This is a genomic window from Microbacterium sp. bgisy189 (genome assembly GCF_057707225.1).
On record NZ_JBYIPT010000005.1, the window covers coordinates 96,411 to 120,839 of the forward strand.

At 69.6% G+C, this 24,429-nt stretch carries 25 protein-coding genes; 10 read left to right on the forward strand and 15 right to left on the reverse strand.

What is annotated here, in order from left to right:
* Nucleotides 1-19: 19 nt before the first annotated feature.
* The gene (locus AC3ENX_RS08495; RefSeq protein WP_434811435.1) at nucleotides 20-1,066 is read left to right on the forward strand and encodes an Rv2578c family radical SAM protein; all 1,047 of its coding nucleotides are present in this window, start codon (nucleotides 20-22) and stop codon (nucleotides 1,064-1,066) included.
* Between the two features lie 226 nt (nucleotides 1,067-1,292).
* Here AC3ENX_RS08495 and AC3ENX_RS08500 read toward each other — a convergent pair whose 3' ends face one another.
* On the reverse strand, nucleotides 1,293-3,467 hold the full coding sequence (locus tag AC3ENX_RS08500) for a DEAD/DEAH box helicase (protein WP_434811436.1): 2,175 nt from the start codon (nucleotides 3,465-3,467) through the stop codon (nucleotides 1,293-1,295).
* A gap of 232 nt (nucleotides 3,468-3,699) precedes the next feature.
* On the opposite strand from AC3ENX_RS08500, the gene AC3ENX_RS08505 reads away from it, so the two are divergent.
* Complete coding sequence (locus tag AC3ENX_RS08505) at nucleotides 3,700-4,278, forward strand: antibiotic biosynthesis monooxygenase (RefSeq protein WP_434811437.1); 579 nt, start codon at nucleotides 3,700-3,702, stop codon at nucleotides 4,276-4,278.
* Between the two features lie 122 nt (nucleotides 4,279-4,400).
* On the opposite strand, the gene AC3ENX_RS08510 is transcribed toward AC3ENX_RS08505, so the two are convergent.
* The 4 genes from AC3ENX_RS08510 to AC3ENX_RS08525 all read right to left on the reverse strand — a co-directional run bounded on the left by AC3ENX_RS08510 (nucleotide 4,401) and on the right by AC3ENX_RS08525 (nucleotide 9,461).
* The gene (locus AC3ENX_RS08510; protein ID WP_434811438.1) at nucleotides 4,401-7,565 is read right to left on the reverse strand and encodes an efflux RND transporter permease subunit; all 3,165 of its coding nucleotides are present in this window, start codon (nucleotides 7,563-7,565) and stop codon (nucleotides 4,401-4,403) included.
* Between the two features lie 92 nt (nucleotides 7,566-7,657).
* Nucleotides 7,658-8,035 carry a fluoride efflux transporter FluC gene (locus tag AC3ENX_RS08515; RefSeq protein WP_434811439.1) on the reverse strand — a complete coding sequence of 126 codons (378 nt, stop codon included), beginning with the start codon at nucleotides 8,033-8,035 and terminating at the stop codon, nucleotides 7,658-7,660.
* Nucleotides 8,032-8,478: a fluoride efflux transporter FluC gene (locus AC3ENX_RS08520; RefSeq protein WP_434811440.1), complete on the reverse strand. Its 447-nt coding sequence runs from the start codon at nucleotides 8,476-8,478 to the stop codon at nucleotides 8,032-8,034. Before AC3ENX_RS08520 ends, AC3ENX_RS08515 begins: the two co-directional genes overlap by 4 nt.
* Nucleotides 8,479-8,498: 20 nt before the next feature.
* Nucleotides 8,499-9,461, reverse strand: coding sequence for a DNA topoisomerase IB (locus AC3ENX_RS08525; protein ID WP_434811441.1), 963 nt, complete (start codon nucleotides 9,459-9,461; stop codon nucleotides 8,499-8,501).
* A 170-nt stretch (nucleotides 9,462-9,631) separates the two neighbouring features.
* Between AC3ENX_RS08525 and AC3ENX_RS08530 the strand changes: the two genes are divergently transcribed.
* A complete protein-coding gene (locus AC3ENX_RS08530) occupies nucleotides 9,632-9,793 on the forward strand; it encodes a hypothetical protein (RefSeq protein ID WP_434811442.1) in 162 nt (53 codons plus the stop codon).
* 69 nt (nucleotides 9,794-9,862) lie between these two features.
* Here the strand turns inward: AC3ENX_RS08530 and AC3ENX_RS08535 are convergent, their stop codons facing one another.
* On the reverse strand, nucleotides 9,863-10,627 hold the full coding sequence (locus AC3ENX_RS08535) for a MerR family transcriptional regulator (protein ID WP_434811443.1): 765 nt from the start codon (nucleotides 10,625-10,627) through the stop codon (nucleotides 9,863-9,865).
* Nucleotides 10,628-10,784: 157 nt separating this feature from the next.
* Between AC3ENX_RS08535 and AC3ENX_RS08540 the strand changes: the two genes are divergently transcribed.
* Nucleotides 10,785-11,654: a DUF4097 family beta strand repeat-containing protein gene (locus tag AC3ENX_RS08540; RefSeq protein WP_434811444.1), complete on the forward strand. Its 870-nt coding sequence runs from the start codon at nucleotides 10,785-10,787 to the stop codon at nucleotides 11,652-11,654.
* 2 nt (nucleotides 11,655-11,656) lie between these two features.
* The gene (locus AC3ENX_RS08545; protein ID WP_434811445.1) at nucleotides 11,657-12,280 is read left to right on the forward strand and encodes a PadR family transcriptional regulator; all 624 of its coding nucleotides are present in this window, start codon (nucleotides 11,657-11,659) and stop codon (nucleotides 12,278-12,280) included.
* Between the two features lie 128 nt (nucleotides 12,281-12,408).
* Here the strand turns inward: AC3ENX_RS08545 and AC3ENX_RS08550 are convergent, their stop codons facing one another.
* On the reverse strand, nucleotides 12,409-12,945 hold the full coding sequence (locus AC3ENX_RS08550) for a universal stress protein (RefSeq protein WP_434811531.1): 537 nt from the start codon (nucleotides 12,943-12,945) through the stop codon (nucleotides 12,409-12,411).
* Nucleotides 12,946-13,105: 160 nt separating this feature from the next.
* Here AC3ENX_RS08550 and AC3ENX_RS08555 point away from each other — a divergent pair, with 160 nt between their 5' ends.
* Nucleotides 13,106-13,303 (forward strand): DUF3073 family protein, encoded by a 198-nt coding sequence (locus AC3ENX_RS08555; RefSeq protein ID WP_434811446.1) that lies wholly within the window; start codon nucleotides 13,106-13,108, stop codon nucleotides 13,301-13,303.
* Between the two features lie 3 nt (nucleotides 13,304-13,306).
* On the opposite strand, the gene AC3ENX_RS08560 is transcribed toward AC3ENX_RS08555, so the two are convergent.
* The 3 genes from AC3ENX_RS08560 to purM are packed head-to-tail and all read right to left on the reverse strand — an operon-like array spanning nucleotide 13,307 to nucleotide 16,169.
* The gene (locus AC3ENX_RS08560; RefSeq protein WP_434811447.1) at nucleotides 13,307-13,525 is read right to left on the reverse strand and encodes a hypothetical protein; all 219 of its coding nucleotides are present in this window, start codon (nucleotides 13,523-13,525) and stop codon (nucleotides 13,307-13,309) included.
* Complete coding sequence (purF, locus tag AC3ENX_RS08565) at nucleotides 13,522-14,985, reverse strand: amidophosphoribosyltransferase (RefSeq protein WP_434811448.1); 1,464 nt, start codon at nucleotides 14,983-14,985, stop codon at nucleotides 13,522-13,524. The genes AC3ENX_RS08560 and purF overlap by 4 nt, the downstream gene beginning before the upstream one ends.
* Before the next feature lie 35 nt (nucleotides 14,986-15,020).
* Nucleotides 15,021-16,169, reverse strand: a complete 1,149-nt coding sequence (purM, locus tag AC3ENX_RS08570) for a phosphoribosylformylglycinamidine cyclo-ligase (RefSeq protein WP_434811449.1) — start codon at nucleotides 16,167-16,169, stop codon at nucleotides 15,021-15,023.
* 61 nt (nucleotides 16,170-16,230) lie between these two features.
* On the opposite strand from purM, the gene AC3ENX_RS08575 reads away from it, so the two are divergent.
* The gene (locus AC3ENX_RS08575) at nucleotides 16,231-16,839 is read left to right on the forward strand and encodes a zinc-binding alcohol dehydrogenase (protein WP_434811450.1); all 609 of its coding nucleotides are present in this window, start codon (nucleotides 16,231-16,233) and stop codon (nucleotides 16,837-16,839) included.
* A gap of 2 nt (nucleotides 16,840-16,841) precedes the next feature.
* Here AC3ENX_RS08575 and AC3ENX_RS08580 read toward each other — a convergent pair whose 3' ends face one another.
* Together AC3ENX_RS08580 and AC3ENX_RS08585 are read right to left on the reverse strand one after the other, a co-directional pair.
* Entirely contained in the window at nucleotides 16,842-17,183 is a 342-nt protein-coding gene (locus AC3ENX_RS08580) for a potassium transporter Trk (protein WP_434811451.1), read from the reverse strand.
* A gap of 30 nt (nucleotides 17,184-17,213) precedes the next feature.
* The gene (locus AC3ENX_RS08585) at nucleotides 17,214-17,567 is read right to left on the reverse strand and encodes a sterol carrier family protein (RefSeq protein ID WP_434811452.1); all 354 of its coding nucleotides are present in this window, start codon (nucleotides 17,565-17,567) and stop codon (nucleotides 17,214-17,216) included.
* A gap of 182 nt (nucleotides 17,568-17,749) precedes the next feature.
* On the opposite strand from AC3ENX_RS08585, the gene purD reads away from it, so the two are divergent.
* Nucleotides 17,750-19,024, forward strand: coding sequence for a phosphoribosylamine--glycine ligase (purD, locus tag AC3ENX_RS08590; RefSeq protein ID WP_434811453.1), 1,275 nt, complete (start codon nucleotides 17,750-17,752; stop codon nucleotides 19,022-19,024).
* A 31-nt stretch (nucleotides 19,025-19,055) separates the two neighbouring features.
* Here purD and AC3ENX_RS08595 read toward each other — a convergent pair whose 3' ends face one another.
* The 3 genes from AC3ENX_RS08595 to AC3ENX_RS08605 all read right to left on the reverse strand — a co-directional run bounded on the left by AC3ENX_RS08595 (nucleotide 19,056) and on the right by AC3ENX_RS08605 (nucleotide 21,979).
* Nucleotides 19,056-20,636, reverse strand: a complete 1,581-nt coding sequence (locus AC3ENX_RS08595; protein ID WP_434811454.1) for a DHA2 family efflux MFS transporter permease subunit — start codon at nucleotides 20,634-20,636, stop codon at nucleotides 19,056-19,058.
* A 114-nt stretch (nucleotides 20,637-20,750) separates the two neighbouring features.
* Nucleotides 20,751-21,260 carry a septum formation family protein gene (locus tag AC3ENX_RS08600; RefSeq protein WP_434811455.1) on the reverse strand — a complete coding sequence of 170 codons (510 nt, stop codon included), beginning with the start codon at nucleotides 21,258-21,260 and terminating at the stop codon, nucleotides 20,751-20,753.
* Nucleotides 21,261-21,337: 77 nt separating this feature from the next.
* On the reverse strand, nucleotides 21,338-21,979 hold the full coding sequence (locus tag AC3ENX_RS08605) for a TetR/AcrR family transcriptional regulator (RefSeq protein WP_434811456.1): 642 nt from the start codon (nucleotides 21,977-21,979) through the stop codon (nucleotides 21,338-21,340).
* Between the two features lie 88 nt (nucleotides 21,980-22,067).
* Here AC3ENX_RS08605 and AC3ENX_RS08610 point away from each other — a divergent pair, with 88 nt between their 5' ends.
* Together AC3ENX_RS08610 and AC3ENX_RS08615 are read left to right on the forward strand one after the other, a co-directional pair.
* Nucleotides 22,068-22,964: a phosphoribosylaminoimidazolesuccinocarboxamide synthase gene (locus AC3ENX_RS08610; protein ID WP_434811457.1), complete on the forward strand. Its 897-nt coding sequence runs from the start codon at nucleotides 22,068-22,070 to the stop codon at nucleotides 22,962-22,964.
* Nucleotides 22,965-23,055: 91 nt separating this feature from the next.
* Nucleotides 23,056-24,414, forward strand: coding sequence for a uracil-xanthine permease family protein (locus tag AC3ENX_RS08615; protein WP_434811458.1), 1,359 nt, complete (start codon nucleotides 23,056-23,058; stop codon nucleotides 24,412-24,414).
* Nucleotides 24,415-24,429: the final 15 nt, after the last annotated feature.

The window sequence follows — 24,429 nt, forward strand, 5'->3', positions numbered from 1 at the left end:
TCTTTGTTCTACTAGTGATATGCGGTGGCAAGGGCAGACGGTGGGTGCGATCGACTCGTCCGCCCTGCCCGGGCTCGAAGCAACCGGTGGACTGATCCGCTCCGTCACGACCCCCGAGTTCCAGGGCATGACCTTTCACGAAGTGCTCGCGAAGTCGGCACTCAACCACGTACCCGGGGCGTCCGCGATGCCGTTCGACTGGACCATCAACCCCTATCGGGGCTGCAGTCATGCATGCGTCTACTGCTTCGCACGCGGCACGCACACGTATCTCGATCTCGATGCCGGCCGTGACTTCGATTCGCAGATCGTCGTCAAGGTGAACGTCACCGAGGTGCTGGCACGGGAGTTGGCCAAGTCGACGTGGCAGCGCGAGCCCGTCGCACTCGGCACCAACACCGATCCGTACCAGCGCGCCGAGGGTCGCTACAGACTCATGCCCGGCATCATCGACGCCCTCGCGGGGAGCGGCACCCCGTTCTCGGTGCTCACGAAAGGCACGCTCCTGCGTCGAGACCTGCCGCTGCTGGCGTCGGCGTCCGAACAGGTGCCCGTGTCGATCGCGATGTCGATCGCCGTCGCCGACGAACCGCTGCGCGCAGCGATCGAATCGGGAGCCCCGACGTTCCAGGCGCGGCTCGACACCGTGCGCGCGGCGGCGGATGCCGGGTTCAGAGTGACCGTGTTCCTCATGCCGATCGTGCCGCACCTGACCGACTCGCTGCAGGTGCTCGACGATGCGCTCCGCCGCATCCGCGAAGCCGGCGCACACCGGGTGATCTGGGGCGCGATGCACCTTCGCCCGGGCGTCAAGCCGTGGTTCTTCGGGTGGCTCGAGCAGCATCACCCCGAACTGCTGTCGTCATACCGGGGCCTCTACCCCGGAGCGTCGGTACAGGCACCGAAGGCGTACCGGTCGTGGCTGGGCAAACGCGTGCGGCCGTTGCTGCGCCTGCACCGGCTCGACAGGCGTGAAGAAGACGACATGCCACGGCGCGGCGGTTCGCGGACGCCGCCGGTCTTCACGACCAGGCCGGCTGCCCGCGAACCCGAGCGGCTGTTCTGACTCAACCGGCGGCGCGACGGTGTCGGGGATCAGCGCACTGTCAGCGCGCCAGCGCAGTCAGCAGCGACGTTGCGGCAGCGTCATCGAGTTCGGCGACCACCACATGGAACTCGCATGGCGCGAGTGTAGCGCCGCGCCCGCCCCGAAATGCCGAACCGGCCCCTTCCCGCGCAATGCGGAAGGGGCCGGTCCAAGGTGATGCGGCGGGCTCGACGACCCGCGCGGATCAGGCGTCGACGTCGGCGAGCTGGCGGCCCGAGAGCTCCTCGAGCAGGTCGTCGCCGGGGCGCACGTCTTCGAACGGTGCGTCGATCTCGGCCCGCTGGAGCATCTCGGTCATGCGGCGGCGGCGCTGACGCGTCACCAGCGTGACGACGGTGCCCTCACGACCGGCACGGCCGGTGCGGCCGGAGCGATGCAGGTACGTCTTGTACTCGTCAGCGGGGTCAGCCTGGATCACCAGGTCGATGTCGTCGACGTGGATGCCGCGGGCGGCGACGTCGGTCGCGACGAGAACGCGCACCTTGCCGTCAGTCAGGCGCTGCAGGTTGCGGGTGCGCTTGGCCTGGTTCAGGTCACCGTGGAGGGCGACGGCGGGGATGCCGGCATCCTCCATGTTTTCGGCGACCATCTCGGCGAACGCGCGGGTGCGGGTGAAGATGAGCGTCTTGCCGTCGCGGTCGGCGAGCGAAGCGAGCACCTCGGCCTTGTCGCGGTGGTCGATGACGAGCACGCGGTGGTCGATGGTGCCGGTGTCCTGCGTCTCGCCGGCGACTTCGTAGACGGCCGGGTCGACGAGGAACTCGTCGACGAGCGCCGCGACCTCACGGTCGAGCGTGGCCGAGAACAGCAGCTTCTGCGCGCCCTCTTCGACGAGGCGGAGGATGCGCTGCATCGGCTCGAGGAAGCCGAGCTCGCTCATGTGGTCTGCCTCGTCGAGCACGACGATGCGCACCTGCGAGAGGTCGAGCTTGCCCTGCTCCTGCAGGTCTTCGATGCGGCCGGGAGTGCCGATGACGATGTCGACGCCCTTCTTGAGCGCGCCGACCTGGCGGGCCTGCGGCACGCCGCCGTACACCTGGGTGGTGAACAGGCCGACGCTGCGGGCCAGGCCCTGCACGGTGCGGTCGATCTGCAGGGCGAGCTCACGCGTCGGCGCGAGGATGAGCGCCTTCGGCGAGCGACCGAACTCGCGGCGCTGCCCGGCCTGCGAGCGGAGGATCGATTCGACCAGGGGCGCGCCGAACGCGATGGTCTTGCCCGAGCCGGTGCGACCGCGGGCCAGCACGTCGCGGCCCTCGAGGATGGGCTGGACGGTGGCGGCCTGGATCGGGAACGGCGACGCCGCACCCATCTCCGCGAGGGCCTTCACGATGTTGGCGCCGAGACCCAGGTCTGCGAACGAAGCGGCCTCGACGGTCGCGGCGTCGACGGCATCCGCCTGCAGACGCTCGTGCACGACGTCGACGTGCTCCTCGTGCGCGGCGGCCTTGGCATCCGCGTTCCAGTCGCTTCGGTTGGCGCGCTCGTCGCGACGGGGACGGTCGTCGAACGAACGACGGGGGCGCTCGTCACGGTCGAACGAACGGCGGGGGCCGCGGTCGTCACGGTCGAACGAACGACGCGGACGGTCGCCACGGTCATCACGACGCGGCGCACGGTCCTCAAACGAACGACGGGGGCGCTCGTCACGGTCATCACGACGCGGCGCACGGTCCTCAAACGAACGACGCGGACGCTCGTCACGGTCATCACGACGCGGCGCACGGTCCTCAAACGCGCGGCGCGGAGCGCGGTCATCGCGGTCGTAACTCCTGAAGTTTCGACCCGAATCGCGCTGACCGCCCCGATCCGACCGGTCCGAACGGAAATCTCCGGAGTTGCGCGCGCCGTCACGGACATCACGACGGGGCGCACGGTCGTCGCGGTCGAAGCGACGCGGACGGTCGTCGAACGAACGACGCGGGCGGTCGTCACGATCGAACGAACGGCGCTCGCCACGGTCGGTGCGGTCGAACGAACGACGCTCGTCACGGTCATCACGACGCGGACGGTCGTAGCCCCGGTCGCCCTGCGCGGGGCGGTCACCGCGGTCGGTGCGCTCGAAGCGGCGCACGGCACGCTCGTTGCGGTCGGGGTGCACGTCGGCGCCGCGGGCGTGCGAACGGATGCCGCGGGCCTCGTCGCGGCCGGCACGCTCCTGCGCGCTCCAGCGCTGCTTGCGGGCGGGCGCCTCAGCATCGGCGGCCTTGAAGCCGCGGTGTCCGGGGCTCTTGCTGCCGGGCTTGCCGGCGGACGACTGGCCGGGGCGGCGTTTGGCGTCTTGGAACGAGGTCTTCTTGCCGTAGCGCGGCTCGAAGTTCTGGGCTCGGCCGCCGGCCGGCTTCTTGTTCTTGGGCATGGGTGTGTCCTTTTGGGTTCTCTCGCACAGCAACAGCGCCCGCACACGCGGGCATACCCGGACATCCGTCGGCCGGGGCCGTTCACAGTGATGGTCATGCGCGCCGATCGGCGCTCACCATCGGCCCCTTGGACTCACAAACCCACCCGCGCACGGCGCGGTGTCCAGAGCCGACCGCACCACTCTACCGGTCCGCGGCTGAGAGCATGCCGGGCGGCCTCACAATGGAGGGATGGCCGATCCCATCACCGTCGCGATCGAGCGACGCATCGATCCGGTCCGCACCGCAGAGGCCACAAGCTGGATGCAGGCGGGCACCGATCTGGCAGCGACCTTTCCGGGCTTCCTCGGCTCGGGGTGGGTGCGCGCCGGCGAAGACAGCGAGCGCTGGTACATGCTGTACCGGTTCCGCGACATCTCCACCCTCGAGGCGTGGGAGCAGTCGAGCCCGCGCCGGTGGTGGCTCGACTCGGGCAGCGCGTTCGCCCGCGAGGAGCGCACCGAGCGACGCACCGGCATCGAGGGGTGGTTCGACGCGCCGCTGGGTGAGCTCGTGCAGGCACAGGTGGCGACCGGCAGCATCGCGACGGCGCCGACTGCCCCGCCGCGCTGGAAGCAGGCGGTCGCGATCTGGCTGGGCTTCTTCCCGACGAACGCGCTCGGCACGTGGGGACTCGGGCTGATCCCCGGGTTCGCGGAGCTTCCGCTGGTGGCGCGGGTCGCGATCAGCACGGCCATCTTCACGCCGCTCATGGTCTATCTCGTGCTGCCGTGGGTCACGCGCCTGCTGCGCCCCTGGCTGCACCGCTGAGCCTCGGCATCCAGCCCGCCGCCGCGGCCGCACGAGCGCAGGAGAACTCCCGCAAGCAGGATGATCCGGCCGGGATCGTCCTGCGTCGGTGATTTCTCCTGCGACGGTGACGGGTCGCCGTGTCAGTCGGCGTGCTCGCGCAGCTCGCGGCGGGTGAGCGGGTGGTCGTCGGCGGCCTCGACGGGCGCGGTGGATGCCGGGCGTGCACCGCGGCGGGCGACGCGACGTTCCTTGGCGCCCTCGACGAGGTTGTAGAGCGTCGGCAGCACGAGCAGCGTCAGCACGGTCGACGAGATGAGTCCACCGATCACGACGATCGCGAGCGGCTGCGAGATGAACCCACCGTGGCCGGTGATGCCGAGCGCCATCGGCGTGAGCGCGAAGATCGTCGCGAGTGCCGTCATGAGGATCGGCCGCAGACGTCTCGCGCCACCGGCGATCGTCGCATCGTGCGCCGACAGGCCCTTCTCGCGGTACTGGTTGACGAGGTCGACGAGCACGATGGCGTTGGTGACGACGATGCCGATGAGCATGAGCACGCCGATGAGCGACGCGACGCCCAGCGGAACGCCGGTGACGATCTGCAGCAGGATGGCGCCGGTCGCCGCGAACGGCACCGAGATGAGCAGCAGCAGGGGCTGGCGCAGCGACTTGAAGGTCGCGACCATCACGATGTAGACGATGAGGATCGCAGCGAGCATCGCGAGGCCGAGCTGCCCGAACGCGTCCTGCTGCTGCGAGAGCACGCCGCCGATCTCGGCATCCGCACCGGTCGGCAGGTCGACGTCGCCGAGGGCCTCGGTGACCGATGCCGATGCGGCGTTGAGGTCGTCGGTCGACGGTGTCACGGTGACAGTCGCGGTGCGCTGTCCGCGCTGCGTCGTGATCGAGGTGGGGCCCTGGCTCTCTTCGACGTCGGCGACCTCGTCGAGGCGGATGAGGCCGGCGGCAGAGGCGATCTGCAGGTCGCGCAGCTCGTCGATCGTCGCCGGGATGTCGTCGGCCTGCAGGTAGACGGTCACCGCAGTGCCGTCGATCTCGACCGACCCGACCTGGCGGGGCTGCATCGTGTTGGCGACGAGTCCGCCGACGGCGACCTCCGACAGCCCGCGTTCAGCGGCGGCCTCGCGGTCGACGCTCACCGCGACGTAGGGCAGTGAGGCGGCGAGGTTGCTGGTGACCTGACCGATGCCGTCGGGGTCTTCGAGGGCTGCGACGACGGCATCCGTCGCCTCTTGCAGGGTGTCGCGGTCGGGCGCTGAGACCTCGACCTCGATGTCGCTCGACCCGAAGCCGCCCTGTCCCGCCGAGACCGTGACCGTGCCGACGTCTTCGAGGTCGGCGACCGCCTCCTGCACGGCTTCGCGCACCTCGACCTGGTCGGCGTCGGAGTCGGTCGTGATCGAGTAGGTGATGCCGGCGCCGCCGCCCGAGAACGCGTCGGCGATCGCCGAGCCGCTCGAGCCGACCGAGGTCTGCACGGTCTCGATGCCGTCGACGCCGAGGATCGCGTCCTCCACGATCGCGGCGGCCGCGTCTTCGGCATCCAGGCTGGCGGCCTGCCCGACTTCTTGCGTCACGGTGAAGGTGTTCTGCCCCGAATCGCCGAGGAAGTTCGTCTTCATGAAAGGCGCGAGCGCGACGGTGCCGGCGAGCACGAGCACCGCCAGGCCGAGCGTGATCCAGGAGTGTTTGAGGGTCCACGACAGCACCGGCAGGTACGCCTTCTGCAGGCGCGACGGCGGGGCGTCGGGGTGCTCGGGGTCGATCGCGTTGCCGTCGGCGCCCCGCAGCGGCTTGCCCGGTCGCAAGAACCAGTACGCGAGCACCGGCACGATCGTGAGCGCCACGAACAGCGAGGCGGTCATCGCGATCGTGACGGTGAGCGCGAAGGGCCGGAACAACTCGCCGGTCACATCGCCGACGAACGCGATCGGCAAGAAGACGGCGACGGTGGTGATGGTGGATGCCGTGATCGCCGCGGCCACTTCGCGCACCGCGAGGAGGATCGACTGCGCCTTGTCGGCGTCGCCGACGTAGTGGCGCTTGATGTTCTCGATCACGACGATCGAGTCGTCGACGACGCGGCCGATCGCGATCGTGAGCGCGCCGAGGGTGAGGATGTTCAGGGAGTAGCCGAACGCCTGGATGCCGACGAAGGTGATGAGCACGCTCGTCGGGATGGAGATCGCGGTGACGAGCGTCGAGCGCACCGACAGCAGGAAGACGAGGATGACGAGCACGGCGAAGACGAGGCCGAGCAGCCCCTCCTGCGCGAGCGCCTCGATGGACTGCTCGATGTAGGGGGCCTGGTCAAACACGACCGTGAACTCGACGTCGTCGCCGACGGCGTCTTGCAGGTCGGGGATCGCGGCGGTCACGAGGCGCGACACGTCGACGGTGTTCGCCGCGGGAAGCTTCGTGATCGAGATCGTCAGTGCCGGCTCGCCGTTGACCCGTGAGATGGATGCCACGGGGTCCTGCTCGATGGAGACGTCGGCCACGTCGCCGATCGTCACGAGGTCTGCCGTCAGCTGCTCGGCAGAGCCCGGCACGAGCGGCAGCGCGGCGATCTCGTCAGCCGAGCTGAGCTTCGCGCCGGTCTGCACGGTGAGGGTCTGGTCGCCCTCGGTGACCGAGCCGCCGGGGAACAGGACGCCGTTCTGGTCGAGGGCGTCGGTGATCGCGGTCTGGGTGAAACCGGCAGCGGCGAGCGCCGCCTGGTCGGGCACGATCGTGACGCGTTCGCCCTGGCCGCCGATGATCTGGGTCGCGGCGACGCCGTCGAGGTCTTCGATGTCGGGCAGCACGCTCGCCTCGAGCTGCGACTGGATCGTGCGCTCGTCGTCGTAGCCGGTGACGGCGAGGGCGATGACGGGCAGGTCGTCGATCGAGAACGACACGACGTTCGGCTCGACGCTGTCGGGCAGCTGAGACTCAATGCGGTTGATCGCCTGCAGGATCTTCTGCTCCGCCGTCGCGAGGTCAGTGCCGTAGGTGAACGAGACCTGGATGATCGATGCGTTCGTGGTGCTCGTCGCGATCGTGGATTCGAGGCCCGGGATGCCCTGGATCGCCGTCTCGATCGGTGTCGAGACGTCGTTGTTGACGACGTCAGGGGAGGCGCCGGGGTAGGTGGTCAGCACCGACAGCTGCGGGAACTCGATCGAGGGGATGAGCTCTTGCTTGAGGCTGTTCAGCGCGAGCCCGCCGAAGATCGCGGCGACGATCGTGACGAGGGCGATGAGGGCACGGTTCTTGAGGCTCAGAACGGCGAGGTTCGACACGGGAGACCTTTGCTGCTGCGGACTGCGATGCGGTGCGGGACGGCTCGATACACGGATGTATCCGGGCCATTCTCGCACGGCGTGATGACCGGTCAGCGCGGCAGCAGACCGCCGAGCATGATGCCGATACCGGCGGCCACGACGGCGACGGCGAGCGTGCCGAGCAGGTTGACCCACGCCCAGTCGCGCCGGCCGCGCTGTGCCAACAGCACCGTCTCGACCGACACGGTGCTGAACGTCGTGAAGCCGCCGAGCAGCCCGATGCCGAGGATCGCGAGCCACACCGCCCCCACGACCGCACCCATGCCGGTCAGCAGTCCGAGCAGGAACGAGCCGGTCACGTTGACGACGACGATGCCGACGGGAAAGGCCTCGCGCCGGCCGCGCATCAGCAGTCCGTCGATCACGTAGCGTGCACCCGCGCCCAGTGCCCCACCGCCGATGAGCGCCACCAGTTCGAGTCCGTTCATTCGGCAGCCTCCAGCGGTTCGACCCCGGCGGGGCCGGGATGCGCCCGCCGCCCCGCGGCGCGCCGCCCGAGCGCGAGTCCGAATCCTGCGGCGACGAGCCCACCGAACAGCGAGACGGCCATGAGGGCAAGCCCGACCAGCGGCGCGGCGGTCGAGGTCTGCACGACGTGTACCGCGAACGCGCTGTAGGTCGTGAATCCGCCGAGCACGCCCGTACCGACGAACGTTCGAAGCACCGGATGCCGGTCGCCGAGCAGCCCGACGACCACCCCGAGCAGCAGCGATCCGACGATGTTGACGACGAGGGTGATGGCCGGCACCACGAGGGGGTGCGCACCGGCGGAGAACGGCAGTGTCAATGCGGCGCGCGCCGAGACGCCGATCGCGCCGCCGGCCATCGCCGCCAGCAGTCCGATCGGGGTGAACCACCGTGCGGATGCCACACGCTCACGGTAGGGCCCGATCAGGCGCCGAGCAGGTCACGGATCGCCGATTCCGCCGAGATCGAGGTGTCGAGCACCTCGCCGTCGCGGTAGCGGCGCAGCACGCGCGGGTCGATGTACGAACCGCGCGCGACGGTGGGCGTGTTGCCGAGCCCGGCAGCCGTCGCCTTGACGGCGAGGACGATCGCCCGCGTGCGATCGGCCGGATCCTCCTGCGGGCCGATCTGGGCGAGCGCCTCCGCAGCGAGGATCGTGCCGCGCAACGTGCGGAAGTCCTTGGCCGTGAACCGGCCGCCGGTGACCGAGCGGACGTAGTCGTTGATCTCGCGGGTGCTGAGGGCCACCCGCCGTCTGCCCGTGCGATACGCCAACAGGGGCGAGCGTCCGCGACCGACGGCGAGTTCGGCGACGATCGCGGCCAGGTCGACATCGACCACGCTGAGCGCTTGCGCGGCGCCGCTCTTGCCGGGAAAGCGGAAGGTCACCGTGTTGCCGTCGACCGCGGCATCCCTTCGCAGCAGGGTCGCCAGGCCCCGACTGCCGTGCCGCGCGAAGTAGCGCTCCGAGCCGACGCGGGGTGCGACGGTGTCGAGCATGCGGAACGCCGCCGCGAGCACCCGCTCACGGTCGAGTCCGTCGCGACGCAGCGAGGTCGTCACGCGTGCGCGGGCTGCGGGCAGCGCCGCGGCCAGTCGCAGCGCGCGGGCGAACTTGCCGCGATCGCGGCGTCGCGCCCAGTCGGGGTGGTAGAGGTACTGCGTGCGACCGGCTTCGTCGACGCCGGTCGCTTGGATGTGTCCGCTCTCGTCGGCACAGATCCACACGTCTGTCCAGGCAGGCGGGATCACGAGCGCCCTGATGCGTTCGGCGACCTCGTCTGGCACGCTCGCGCCGTCCGGGTCGACGTACCGGAACCCGCTGCCGGCGCGCCACCGACGAAACCCGAGGTCTTCACCCGGATGCACCCGTTTCAACGCCACCATGCACCCTCCCCTGCCCGCCCTCGTGGCATATGCCGCTTCTGGCATCCGAATTAGCATCTGCGGCAGACCCGCGTCAAGGGGTTGCCGTTGGAGTGTCGGATCTTGCTAGCCTGCCGATGCAACGACCTCCCGCGACCCGCGGGATGGAACGTTCGAGAACGGAGAGCCGCATGAACCTTGCACTCATCATCATCATCGTCGTCGCGATCGTGCTCGCCATCGTCGGCGGGCTCAACACCGCGCTGAACTGGCTGCTGTGGGTGGCGCTGATCGTCGCTGTCATCGCGTTGATCGCCTTCCTCCTGCGAGTCGTTCGCGGGGGCAGCCGCTAGGCCCTCCGCCGTCACAACGAACGATGCCCCCGCCGATGAGGCGGGGGCATCGTCATGCCGTCGTCACGATCAGAGACGAGCGTCGGCGTAGCTGCGCAGGGCATCGCGCACGAGGGTCGCCCCCTCGATGCCGCCGTAGTTCGCCGCGAAGCGCGGGTCTGCGACATACATCTCGCCGAGTCCCGTGACGTAGCCCTTCACGTCGCCGCCGGGCGCGGCCGCAGGGGTACCGGGGATGCCGGTGAGCCACGCGACGTGGCGCTCGGCGAGCGCCTGCGCCTCGTCGGAATCGGGACTGATGCCGCGGGCTGCGGCATCCTGCCAGTCGGCACCGAGCTGCGCCGTGCGCTGCTGCCACGCCGACTTGTCGTCGGCGCTCATGCCGCGCCACCAGGCGTCGCTGTCGGCGTATGCCTTCGCGCCCCAGCGCTCGGTCACCTCGTCTTTGTACGCGGTGTGGTCGAAGCCGTCGAACATGTCTGCTGCCATGAGTCGTTCACCTCCTTTCAAAGCCGTGATGGTCGTTTCCACCGATGCGATCTGCCGCGCGAGGCGATCCTGCTCGTCCCGCAGCCACGCGAGGTGCGCGGTGAGCGCGTGGACCTCGTCGGTGTCGCGGTCGAGGATCTCGCCGATCTGCGGCAGGCCGAGCCCGAGTTCGCGCAGCAGCAGTACGCGCTGCAGGCGCACGAGTGCCGCCTGGTCGTAGAACCGGTAGCCGTTGGCACCGATGCTCGACGGCGGCAGCAGGCCGAGGTCGTCGTAGTGCCGGAGGGTCCGGCTCGTCGTCCCGGCCAGCTTCGCGATCTGCTGAATGGACCATTCCTGTGTCATGCCCACCACGCTAGAGGTTGACGTTGCGTCAAGGTCAAGCGCGCGTTTCGTCTCGCTTCGCTCGCTCAACGACTGGGTGCTTGACAATCTCGAGATATATCGTGTTATCCTCACCAAACGCGATATATCTTGATCGCCCACACACCCAGGAGAACTCATGACCCTCGAGAAGTGGCTCATCCACCCGGGCGAGACCCGAGTGATCGACGTCGACGACATCCGCAAGCTCAAGGTCGGCCTCGTCGGCGGCCAGATCGACGTCGTCGCCCACGACGAACCCGGCATCCGCATCGAAGTCCACAGCGTCAGCGTCAAAGACCTGCGCATCGAAGCCACCGGCGACCAGATCGAAATCGACCACGCCCAACTGCGGTGGGACAACTTCCTCGAAGTGTTCCGCAACTTCGGCGCCGGCGGACCCCAGGCAGAGATCAGCGTCGCGGTGCCCCGCGGCACCGACCTGAACCTCGGCGTCGTCAGTGCCAGTGCACTGGTGTCGGGCCTGACCCGCGGCGCCAAGCTGAGCACGGTCTCGGGCGACCTCATCGTCGACGGACTCACCGGCGACCTGTCGGTCAACGCCGTCTCCGGCGACGTGCAGATCCGCGCACTCGAGGGCGCACTCAGCGCCAACTCGGTCTCGGGCGACATCGCAGCCACCGGTGCACTGCGCAAGGCCTCGGTCGACACCGTGTCGGGTGCCGTGCTGATCGACTCGACCGGCGGCATCCAATCGGTCAGCACCAACACCGTCAGCGGCGCTGCGACCCTGCGCATCGACGAGACACTCCCCGCCAACTACGTCGTCCGCAGCGTCTCGGGCCGCGTGATCGTCGACGGCGAGAAGCACTCGGGTCGCGGCACCGGACCGACCACCAACTACACGGGCTCTCGCGGTGAGCTCAGCGGCACCTTCGTCGACGTGCGCGCCAATTCGGTCTCGGGCGACATCACCGTGCTGCGCCGCACCGATGCGGCACCGGCCGCCGGCGACGAGGGCGACGCCCCGGCCCCCGAGGAGTGGTGAGGATGGCACCCGTCTTCTCGCACGGCGACCTTCGCCTGTACCTGCTGAACCTGCTCGACGAGTCGCCCCGCCACGGGTACGACCTCATGCAGGCGCTGTCGGATCGCACCGGCGGCACCTACACCCCCAGCGCCGGCACGATCTACCCGCGCCTGGCGAAGCTCGAAGAAGAGGGCCTGGTCACCAAGACGACCGACGGTCGCAAGACGGTGTACGAGATCACCGACGCCGGCCGCGCCGAGGTCGCCTCGCGATCCGGCGACCTCGAGGGCATCGAAGCGGGCCTTGCCGACAGCGTTCGGCTCATCGCCGACGGCGTGCGCGGCAGCGTGCGCGAAGCGATGCGCAGTCTGCAGGCAGACCTCGCCGCCGCCGCGCAGGCAGAGCGCGACGCCCCACGCACGACGGCGCGCGACGACGGGTCAGACGGCGACGACCCGCGCGGACTGTCCCGCGAGCAACTGCGCCGTGCGGATGCCGCCCTCACGGCGTTCCGCGGTGAAGTGCGCGCCGACCTGCGCTCGCACGTCGCCCGGGGCGGAAGCCTGTCGGCATCCGTCATCGACGAGCTGACGTCGGCGCTGGACGCCGCCCAACGCGCCGTCACCCGCGCGCTGCGCGGCTGACGCCGTTCACGGCTTCCGCGAACCCACACGATTTGTGCGAGCCCCCACGTTTTGTGCGACCAAAGCGTGAGGGCTCGCGCAATGTGTGTGGGTTCGGCGTCGACACGGCCTCGCGGACGAAACGGCGCTCAGGCCTCGGGCCAGAGGTCCTCGTCGTCGGCGGCGGGCTCGCCCAGCGGCACGACCAGCAGCGGCCGGGCCTGCCGGTGCGCGAGGCGCGCGGCGACCGAACCCGTGAAGAACTCGCGGATCGACTCCCCCAGCCCGCGCTTGCGGGTGCCGACGACGATCAGTCGGGCGTCGGCCTTGTCGGCAAGATGCTTCATGGCCATCGCCGGGTCGCCCACGAGCTGACGCACCGACCAGTCCAGCCCCGAGGCGCCCAGCACCTCTTCGGCGGCGGCCCGCACCTCGGCCAGCTGCGATTCGCCGGCCGCGATGTCGAGATCGATGGGCGCCGAGTGCACGTACCCGTCGGGGTCTTCGTACGTGACGAAACGGGTGACGTCGACGTGCGCGACGATGAGCGGCGCACCGAAGAGCTTCGCGTACCGCGCCGCTTCTTTCAGCACGCGCGGCGACTGGTCGGGGATCACCCCCACGATTACTGCCTGCTGCGGCACCGGTTCAACCGGAGCGGCCTTGGTGAGTGGGTCATCGGCCATGTCGGTCAGTCCCTTCTCGCCCCCGCGACTGGCGCCGGTCCGCGCTGACGGTGAGGGCACCGTGTTATCCTGAATGCTACTCTTCCCGGTTCTCAAACCGGATGTGGATTCTCCGGGCTCAGCGAAATTGGCCCGTGACTCAGAAATGAGGGGGTCTCGCATGGGGCGTGGCCGTCAGAAAGCCAAGCACACCAAGATTGCTCGCGAACTCAAGTACGACACGTACAACGTGAACTTCGGCGCGCTCGAAAAGGAACTTGGTCACCCCGACGACGAACAGTACGTCGACAAGTGGGCCGACGAGTACGACGACGACGAAGACGAGACGTCTTCCACGTCGTCGTTCGAGAAGGCGTAACGCTCAGCTCCACCGACCGTGGCGCTGCTCCCAGTCGTCCTCGATCGTCGTCGGACGCGCCACGATGACTCCTGCCGGGATCGCGATAAGCAGCACGGCGCCCAGCGCGAGCAGCGGCGACAGCGCGGCGACGGCCGACCGCAACGAGAACGCCACGAGCAGCGCCAGCATCCGCCCCTGCCACAACGGACGGGCGACAGCAGCGCCCGTCTCGCCGGTCACGACTCCTGCGAGCCTTCGAGCCAGGCCAGGTACTCCTCCGAGACCGTGCCGGTGATGTAGCGTCCGTCGAAGCAGCTCATGTCGAGGTCTTCGACGTCGGGCGAGCCCTCGAGGATCGCCGCCTTCAGGTCGTCGATCTCTTGGTAGACCATGTAGTCGGCGCCGAGCTCTTCTGCGATCTCGGGGATCGTGCGGCCGTGGGCGACGAGTTCGTGCCGCGACGGCATGTTGATGCCGTACACGTGCGGGTAGCGCACGGGCGGCGCAGCAGATGCGAAGGTGACGCTGGTGGCACCGGCATCCCGCGCCATCTGGATGATCTCTTTGCTCGTCGTGCCGCGCACGATCGAGTCGTCGATCAGCAGCACGTTCTTGCCCTTGAACTCGCTCGACATGGCGTTGAGCTTCTGGCGCACGCTCTTCTTGCGCACCGCCTGCCCCGGCATGATGAACGTGCGGCCGACGTAGCGGTTCTTGTAGAAGCCTTCGCGGTATTCGATGCCGAGCTTGCGCGCCACCTGCATCGCGGCGGGGCGCGAGCTGTCGGGAATCGGCATGACGACGTCGATCGAGCCCTTCGGCGTGTACTTCGCGATCGTCGCCGCGAGGCGCTCGCCCATGCGAAGGCGCGCCTCGTAGACCGAGATGCCGTTCATCTCGCTGTCGGGGCGCGCGAGGTACACGTATTCGAACGAGCACGGCACGAGCTGCGGGTTGGTCGCGCACTGCTTGGTGTGCAGGTGGCCGTTGAGGTCGATGTACACGGCCTCGCCGGGTTCGACGTCGCGCACGACCTCGAAGCCGCCGTTCTCGAGCACGAGCGACTCGGATGCCACCGTCCACTCGTAGCGGCCGTTCTCCGCCTTGCGGGTGCCGAGGATGAGCGGGCGGATACCGAACGGGTCGCGGAAGGCGAGCAGCCCGTAGCCGGCGATGAGCGCGATCGCGGCATATGACCCCTCGACGCGCTCGTGCACGCGGGTGACGGCCTGGAACACCTGGTCGGGGTTCAGGTCGACGCCGTTGATCGTGCCCTGCAGTTCGTTGGCGAGCACGTTGACGAGCAGCTCGGTGTCGGAGGTCGTGTTGAGATGACGGCGATCCTTGCGGAAGAGCTCTTCGGTGAGCTCGCGCGTGTTGGTGAGGTTGCCGTTGTGGACGAGCACGATGCCGTACGGCGCGTTCACGTAGAACGGCTGCGCCTCTTCTTCGCTCGACGCGGCGCCCCGGGTGGCGTAGCGCACGTGCCCGAGGCCGATCTCGCCCATGAGGGCGCGCATGTCGCGGGTGCGGAACGCTTCGCGCACCTGCCCCTTGGCCTTGTGGATGTGGAAGGTGCCGCTGGCTTCGGCTGTGGCAATGCCGGTGGAATCCTGCCCGCGGTGCTGCAGCAGGAGGAGCGCGTCATAGACGTCCTGGTTGACGGGGCCCTGGCCGACGACGCCGACGATTCCGCACATGGGTTGCTGGGGGTTCCTATCCGGTGGGGGTGGTGCTAGTCCGCATAGGTGCCGACCAGGCGCACGGCGCCTCCGTCGACGCCCTTGGCGCCCTGCTCGTAGTCGCCGGCGGGCAGTGCCCCGTCTCCGACGACGCCGACCTGCCAGGTCGCGATGCCCTCTGCGGTGAGGGTGGATGCCGCTTCTGCCGCCTTGTCGGCGGCGACGACGGCGAGGAAGCCGATGCCGAGGTTCCAGGTGCCCTCGGTCTGTTCGAGCTGCAGCCCGCCGATGTCGGCGAGGGTGCGGAACACGGGCGCAGGAGACCACGTCGAGCGGTCGACGTCGACCCAGGTGCCCTGCGGCAGCACGCGTGCGAGGTTCGCCGCGATGCCACCGCCGGTGACGTGGCTGAGCGAGTGCACGCCGTCGCCGAGAGCCTCGACGAGGCGCAGCAGCGGCAGCGTGTAGAGGCGGGTGGGTTCGAGCAGCGCCTCGCCCCACGTCGTGCCGAGGTCGGCGGCCCGGTCGCCGTAGCCGATGCCCGCGCCGGTGATGATGTGACGGATGAGCGAGTAGCCGTTCGAGTGCGGACCGCTGGAGGCCAGGGCCAGCACGACGTCGCCGGGCCTGACGCGGTCGGCGCCGAGGACGGCATCCGCTTCGACGATGCCGGTTGCAGCGCCCGCGACGTCGTAGTCGTCGACGCCCAGCAGGCCAGGGTGCTCCGCCGTCTCGCCGCCGACGAGCGCGGTGCCCGTCTCGGCGCAGCCGTCGGCGATGCCGCGGACGATGTCGGCGATGCGCTCGGGCACAACCTTGCCGCACGCGATGTAGTCGGTCATGAACAGGGGCTTCGCGCCCACCACGACGATGTCGTCGACGACCATGCCGACCAGGTCACGGCCGATCGTGTCGTGCTTGTCGATCGTCTGCGCGATCGCGACCTTCGTGCCGACGCCGTCGGTCGAGGTCGCCAGCAACGGCTTGGTGTAGCCGAGCAGGGCGCTCGCGTCGAAGAGTCCGGCGAAGCCGCCGACGCCGCCGAGGACCTCAGGGCCCTGGGTGCGGCGGACGGCCGACTTCATGAGCTCCACAGCGAGGTCGCCTGCTGCGGTGTCGACGCCGGCTTCGGTGTACGGGTTGCGGGGGTCCGAATCCACACCCCCAGCGTACCGGCCCGCCGCGCCCCCGGATGCCCCCATGACGGCTGCCGAGCACCTGCCACCCGATCCCCTTCTGCGCGTGTCGTCCTAGGATGGCGGCATGGCCGCGTCAGGGGGACCCGAGTGGGTCGTGCGTGAGGATGCCGGGCTGCCGGTCATCGTCGCGCTGTTCCTGCGCCAGGTGCTGGGCATCCGCGCACCCGAAGAGCTGCCGCACCTGCGCGGGTTGCCCCCGGCATCCATGCGCGACAGCGCCGAGCAGGACGAGCTCGAACGCCAATGGCTGGGGCTGTGGGATATCTCGGTCGAACCGCAAGCCCACCCGTCGGCCGTGCCCCTCGACCTCGTCGACGGCTTCGAGACGCTCGTCGCGCTGCCCGTCGAGGGCTACGACGAGCTGAAGGCCGCGATCCTCCCCTTCGGCGCCGAAGCGGTCGCCTACGCCCGCGATGCGCACAAGCGCTACACGGCGCACGCGGCAGTCGGATCGGGAACGTCGTATCGCGCGTACGCGAGCGCCATCGCCCAGCACGAGCGCGCCGTCGGACGCCGAGCCCACTCCTTCGAACTGAACGTGCAGGTGCTGCCGCTGACGCAGCGCGGCGTGTGGTGGATCGGTGCGCTCACGATCGCCGTCACCGACGGGCTGCGCGGGGACGTCGTCGCCTTCGACGCGGCCATCGGCCCCGTCATCGCCGAACTGGCGTAGGCCTACTCGTCGTCGGGCGTGCGGATGCGCTCGTGGCTGATGCGCACGCTGCGGCGGCGACGGCCGACCGTGCGGTCGAGGATGAGCGCCACGGCACCGCCGATCGCGATGCCGATCGGGATGCAGAACAGCAGCAGGAATCCGAACACCTGCCCCTGCGAATACTGCAGGTTCGTGAACGGACTCTTCTCGCCCGTCCCGTCGAACACGAACGTCAGCACGAGCGCGAGCACGACGCCCAGGCCCGCACCGAGCGCCAGGAACACGCCGTAGCGGGGCACGCGCCGAACCTGCGCGTCTTCGATCGGCGCCGGGGGCACGTCGTGCTGGTCGGGCGAGCTCATGGCATCCATTCTCTCACCGTGCGTGGGGTGTCACGGCCGCAGCGGCAGCAGGTGCGAGACGTCGGCCCGCACCCCGGATGCCGCGATGCGACCGGCCGCGACGGCATCGTTCCATGACTCGGCGCCGGTGGCGACGGCGATCCACGTGGCGGCATCGAGCTCGACCACGTTCGGCGGCGTGCCACGCGTGTGCCGGGGGCCCTCGACGACCTGCACCGCACCGAACGGCGGCACCCGCACTTCGACCGAATTGCCCGGCGACTTCTCGACGAGCAGCTGCAACAGGTACCGCACAGCGGTCGCCGTATCGGGTCGGCCCGCCGTGCCGGCGGCCACGGCATCCAGCGCCGCTCGGCCGTCACCCGTCTCGATCCTGCGCGCCATGCGTCCACGCTACGCCGCCCGCGCCGTGCGCAACTCCTCAGTTTCTGTCGCCTGCAGCCGAAGAGACCGGTCCCCGGGCCCCTTCGCGTCGAAAACTCAGGAGTTCGGCGCGGGATGTGGCGGGCACGGGCGGAGTTCGTCACGGGGCGGTGGCCGCTCGGGGTCGTCGGTAGGCTTGCGTCGTGAGAATCCTGGTCCTCGGTTCGGGCGCGCGCGAGCACGCCATCGTCCTCGCACTGCAGGCGGAGAACGCCGGTCACGAGGTGTTCGCAGCCCCCGGCAACGCCGGAATCGGCGCCGATGCGACCATCGTCGCCGGCCTCGACGCGAACGACCCCGCCGCCGTCACCGAATACGCCGGCACGCAGCGCATCGATCTGGTCGTCATCGGGCCCGAGGCGCCGCTGGTCGCCGGTGTCGCCGACGCGCTGCGCACCCGCGGCATCCCGGTGTTCGGCCCCGGCAAGGCGGCCGCCCAGCTCGAGGGTTCGAAGGCGTTCGCGAAGCGGATCATGGATGCCGCGGGCGTGCCCACCGGTCGCGCGGTGCGCGCCCACAGCCGCACCGAGGTCGAGGCTGCGCTCGACGAGTACGGCGCCCCGCATGTCGTGAAGGCCGACGGCCTGGCGGCGGGCAAGGGCGTCATCGTCACCGACGACCGCGCCGCCGCCCTCGCCCACGCCGACGCGTACCTCGGCACCGGCCCGGTCCTCGTCGAGGAATTCCTCGCCGGACCCGAGGTCTCACTGTTCTTCGTCTCCGACGGTGACACCGTGCGGGCGCTCAGCCCCGCGCAGGACTTCAAGCGCGCCCTCGATGGCGACGCCGGTCCGAACACCGGTGGCATGGGCGCGTACTCGCCGCTGCCCTGGCTCGCCGACGACTTCGGCAGCGAGCAGGCCTTCGTCGACGAGGTCACCCGCACGGTCGCCGAACCCGTCATCCGTCAGCTGGATGCCGAGGGCACCCCCTTCATCGGCCTGCTGTACGCGGGGCTCATCCTCACCGACACGGGCGTGAAGGTCATCGAGTTCAACGCCCGCTTCGGCGACCCTGAGACGCAGGTCGTGCTGGCACGGCTGGCATCCCCGCTGTCGCGTCTGCTGCTGTCGGCTGCGGCCGGCACGCTCGAGGACGAACCGGCGCCGGTGTTCACCGACGACGCCGCGATCACGGTCGTGCTGGCCAGCGAGGGCTACCCCGAGGCGCCGCTCACGGGCCGCGCGATCACGGGGCTGGATGCCGCCGAGCAGGTCGAGGGCGTGCACCTCGCGCACGCCGCGACGCTCGAGCGCGACGGTGGCCTGGTTGCGACCGGCGGCCGCGTGCTGAACGTCGTGGCGCTGGGCGACTCGTTCGCCGACGCCCGCGCCGCCGCCTACGAGGCGATCGGTCTCATCGGCCTCGAGGGCTCGCACTTCCGCACCGACATCGCCGCCCGCGTCGCCGAGGACTGACGGCTCAGCGCCGCGGCCCTTCCGCGAACCCTCAGACTTTTCGCGAGCCCTCACGTCCTGTGCGCGAAAACTGGGTGGGTTCGGCGGAAGTGTGTGGGCTCGCGGGCGCCCGGGCTTCGCGGGAGCTCAGCACCGCTGGACGTTCCATGAACAGCACCGCGACGACACCGATCAGCACGACGGCGGCGGGCAGCAGCGTGGCTTGGGCCATCGCGGTCGAGAACGGCGCGGCGATCTGTTCGGCCAGGGTGCCGCCGCTGACGGCGGAGCCGGCGTCATCCATGCCGGGCAGGTTCGCTTCGAGGCGCCCCTGCATGACGGCGGCGATGGCGGCCGAGCCGAGCACCGAGCCGACGGTGCGCAGCGTGTTGTAGACGCCGGAGCCGGCACCGGCCCAGCGCACGTCGAGGTTGCGGGTCGCGGTGGTCGCGAGCGGCCCCCACATGCCGGCCTGCCCGATGCCCATGAGGGCGGCCGGCAGCAGGAACACCCAGATCGGGGTGTCCATGTTCATGAGCGCGGCGTACCAGACGAGCGACGCCGACACCATGAGCATGCCGGGCACGAGCAGGAAGCGCGGGTCGGTGCGGTCGAGCAGGCGGCCTGCGAAGGGGGCGAGGATGCCGGCGCCGAGCGCGGTCGGCACCATGATGAGCGCCGCTTCGGTGGGGGTGAGGCCGCGTGCGAGCTGCGCGAAGAACATGAGCGGCAGCGACATGCTCGCCGCGGTGAACCCGACGGCGGCGATCGCGATGGTGGCGACGGAGTAGTTGCGGTCGCGGAACAGTGCCATCGGCACGAGCGGTTCGCTGCGGGTGCGCATCTGCTGCCATACGAACAGCGCGAACACGGCGACGCCGACGCCGATCAGCAGCGGCACGGAGATCGGTCCCCAGATGACACCCCAGTCGTAGTGCTCCGCCTCTTGCAGGCCGAAGACGACGAGGAACATGGCGACGGCGCTGAGCACGACCCCGACGATGTCGAAGCGGTGCGGATGCGTGGGCAATGCGGGCACGAGCATCCAGGCGAGCACGAATCCGACGATGCCGACGGGGATGTTGACGAAGAAGATCCATTCCCAGCCGAGTCCGTCGACGAGGACGCCCCCGGCGAGCGGGCCGACGAGCATCGCGACGCCCGAGGTCGCGCCCCACAGCCCCATGGCGGCGCCTCGACGGTTGCGCGGGAAGGTGCGGGTGATGACGGCCATCGTCTGGGGCGTCATCATCGCGGCTCCCAGCCCCTGCACAGCGCGCATCGCGATGAGCGTGCCGAGGTCTTGCGACAGGCCGCAGCCGAGCGAGGCGAGCGTGAAGACGGCGAGCCCGATGAGGTAGATGTTCTTCGGGCCGAACCGGTCACCGAGCCGTCCGGTGATCAGCAGCGGCACGGCGTAGGCGAGCAGGTAGGCAGACGTGACCCACACGACGTTGTCGAGGTCGTTGGTGTCGGGGTCGAGCGCCGCCTTGATGGCGGGGTTGGCGACCGAGACGATCGTGGTGTCGACCAGCAGCATGAAGAACCCGATGACGAGCGCCCACAGTGCGCGCCACGGGTTGGGTTCGGATGCCGCGGTGCGGGTGGATCCTGTGGCGGTGGTCTCGGTCATGCGTTCGCCTTTTCACGGTCGGTCGTCGGTGCTGCGTCGCCTGCGATCGCCGCCTGCCGCTGTGCGAGGCGCCGCAGCGGTTGCGCCGGAACACGCGTCCCGGCGCAACGGTGATCACCGTGCGGTGCCGGCGACCGAACCGGTGAGCTTCTCGCCGTATTCGTACACGACGCACTGCACGAGGCGGTCGTCGAGTTCGTTCCAGCCGCTCTCGGTGGGCGTCAGCCACGAGTAGCCGTAGACGGAGGACTCGTAGTCGATCCCGACGAAGCTCTCGAACTCGGCGAAGCAGCCCTCGTCGGCGGCGGTCTCGATGACGTCGCCACCCGGGTACTCACCCTCGTCGAGCGTGAACTCGTGATACACCTCGTTGTCGTGCGGCTCGGAGCAGGGCACGACCGGAATCTCGGAGATCTCGGTGCCGGCCGCCGAGTCGTCGTCGAAGCAGTCGCCGACGGCGAGCGTGAAGACGTCGAGGTCGCCGCCCTCGGTGATCTCGCTCGAGTCCTCGTCACGCACGGCGTTGTCGCCGCCGAGTGCCTGCTCGATGACCGAGCATCCGCTCAGCATCAGTGCGGTTGCCGCGGCGGCTGCGATCAGTGCCGCGATCTTGCTGTTTCCCATGTGATCCCCCCGGAATCGTTTGACTGACTGGACGTACAGTCAACGTATACACGGATGCTGCGACCTGCGCAACGTCCTCATTCCACGGCTGTGCCGGTTGCGCGCAGCCGCCCCTCTGCCGCCGCCGAGCCGGCGGGTGCAACGCCGAGCCCGTAGTGGTGCAGAATCCATAGCCGAGCCGCGTCGAGCGGGTAGCTCTCGCCGGAGATCGACCGCTTCGCGACGACCCCTTCGAGCAGACTGCGCAGCATGACCGCCTCCAGCGCCGGGTCTGCGGCGCCGCGCTCGTCGAAGATGCGCCGCAGCGCGTCTTCGGCGACGGCCAGCCCCTCGGCGTGACGCTCCTCGACCTCGGCGAAGATGTGATGGGTCGACGGCTGCACGGCCAGCGAGAGCGCGATCCGATGGCGCGGCAGCATGTTCGATGTCGCATCCAGCGACAGCTCGATCACCGCACGCAAGCGCTCATCGGCATCCCCCTCGAGGTGCGCCAGCCGCTCGACGTCGGCGAGCCATTCCTCGAGCACCGCCTCGACGAGCTGCTGCTTGCCGCCGAAGTGATAGCTCACGAGTCCCTGCGAGACCCCGGCCCGCGCGGTCACGTCGGCGACGCTCGCGTCGTGGTACCCCTTCTCGGCGAACACCTCGAACGCGGCGCCGACCAGGCGTGCGCGAGACTGCTCGCGGATGATCCGATTCTGTTCCTCGGTGCGCGGCATTCGACCTCCCCGCACACATCCTGCCGCTGAACCGCGCTTCAGTCCAGCGCGGTCGAAGGATCGGCCGCGCGCGGTCGATAATGGGCGGGTGACGGATGCTGCGACCACCCTGCCCGGCTGGACCCACACCTACTCCGGAAAGGTGCGCGACCTGTACCTGCCCGAAGGCGAGACGATCGAGACCGCCGACCGGATGCTGGTCGTCGCAAGCGATCGCGTCAGCGCCTTCGACCACGTGCTCGACCCCGGCATCCCCGGCAAAGGCGCCCTGCTCACGGCCCTCAGCCTGTGGTGGTTCGACCAACTCGCCGGCGCCGACGGCGGTCTGCCCATCGCCAATCACCTCGTGCCCGGCGCGACCCCGCCCGCCGCGGTCGCCGATCGCGCGATGATCGTCAAGGCGCTCGACATGCAGCCGATCGAGTGCGTCGTGCGCGGCTACCTCACGGGTTCTGGCTGGGCCGAGTACCAGGCATCCGGCACCGTGTGCGGCATCGCCCTGCCCGATGGGCTTGAGAACGGCGACCGGCTGCCCGAACCGATCTTCACCCCCGCCTACAAGGCGCCGCTCGGCGAGCACGACGAGAACATCTCGTTCGCGCAGGCCGTCGAACTCGTCGGCGCCGACCGTGCCGCGCAGCTGCGCGATGCGTCGCTCGAGATCTACCGCCGCGCGGCCGCGACCGCCGAGGCGAAGGGCCTCATCCTCGCCGACACGAAGTTCGAGTTCGGCCTCGACGACGCCGGCGTGCTGACCCTCGCCGACGAGGTGCTCACGAGCGATTCGTCTCGGTACTGGGATGCCGAGGCCTGGCGCACCGGCACGACGCCGGCCGAGCGCATGGCGAGCTTCGACAAGCAGATCGTGCGCGACTGGCTCGCCGCGGCCTGGAACAAGCAGGGCACCCCGCCGGCCCTGCCTGCCGAGATCGTCGCCCGCACCGCCGACAAGTACCGCGAACTGCTCGACCTGCTCACCGCCTGACGCGCTCGTCGCCCCCGTCGCTGCCGGGCACTCAGCGGTTTCCCAGCTACGCTGATGGCAGGCACCCCCACCCCCCCTGAGGAGCACACCCATGCCCGTTTGGTCCCTGCACGGCGACGGTCGCCGCATCCAGCCCGACGCGGTCGTCAAGCCCAGCGAGCGCCTCGGCTGGGGTTCGACGATCGCGATCGGCGCCCAGCACGTCGTCGCGATGTTCGGCGCGACGTTCCTGGTGCCGCTGCTGACCGGCTTCCCGGTCTCGACGACGCTGCTGTTCTCGGGCCTCGGCACGATCCTCTTCCTGCTGCTGACGCGCAACAAGCTGCCCAGCTACCTGGGGTCGTCGTTCGCGTTCATCGCGCCGATCACCGCGCTCAACGGCGGGCAGGCGCTTGAGACGCCCGAGCAGATCGGGCAGGCGCTCGTCGGCGTCTTCATCGCCGGTGTGCTGCTGGCCGGTGTCGGCTTCCTGGTGCAGGCCACCGGAACCGGCTGGATCGAGAAGCTCATGCCCCCGGTCGTCTCGGGTGCGATCGTCGCGCTCATCGGCCTGAACCTCGCGCCGGTCGCGTGGCAGAACTTCCAAGCGGACGCACTGCTGGGCACCGTCACGCTCGTGGCCTGCATCCTCTTCGCGGTGCTGTTCCGCGGATTCCTCGGCCGCATCTCGATCTTCCTCGGCGTCGTGGTCGGCTACATCGTCGCGGTGCTCATGGGCAAGGTCGACTTCACCGCGGTCGGCGAGCTCGTCGAGCAGGGCAAGTGGTTCGGGCTGCCCGAGTTCCACCTGCCGTCCTTCGCCGACCCCGTCGCGTGGGGGCTGCTGCCGATGTTCCTGCCGGTCGTGCTCGTGCTCATCGCCGAGAACGTCGGGCACGTGCGCGGCGTCGCGACCATGACGGGCGACCCGTCGATCAACCAGCGCACCGGCCGCGCGCTCGTCGCCGACGGTGTCGCCACCACGATCGCCGGCGCCTTCGGCGGCTCGGGCACGACCACCTACGGCGAGAACATCGGCGTCATGGCCGCGACCCGCATCTACTCGACCGCCGCGTACTGGGTGGCCGGGTCGATCGCGGTGCTGCTGTCGTTCTCGCCGGTCGTCGGGCAGATCCTCTTCACGATCCCGAACGGCGTCATCGGCGGGGTGACCACCGCGCTGTACGGCCTCATCGGCGTCATCGGCATCAAGATCTGGGTCGACAACCAGGTCGACTTCTCGCGCCCCGTCAACCAGTACACGGTCGCCGTCGCGTTCGTCGTCGCGATCGCCGGATTCACCATGACGTGGGGGCAGCTGCAGTTCGGCGGCATCGTGCTCGGCACCCTCGCCGCGCTCGCGATCTACCACGGCGGCAACGCGATCGCCCGCTGGCGCAAGACCGGCGCCGACGACGGCGGCCCCATCGTGCCGATCGGCCAGCTCGGCGGCGACGTCCAAAAGGACTGACCCCGGCATCCAATC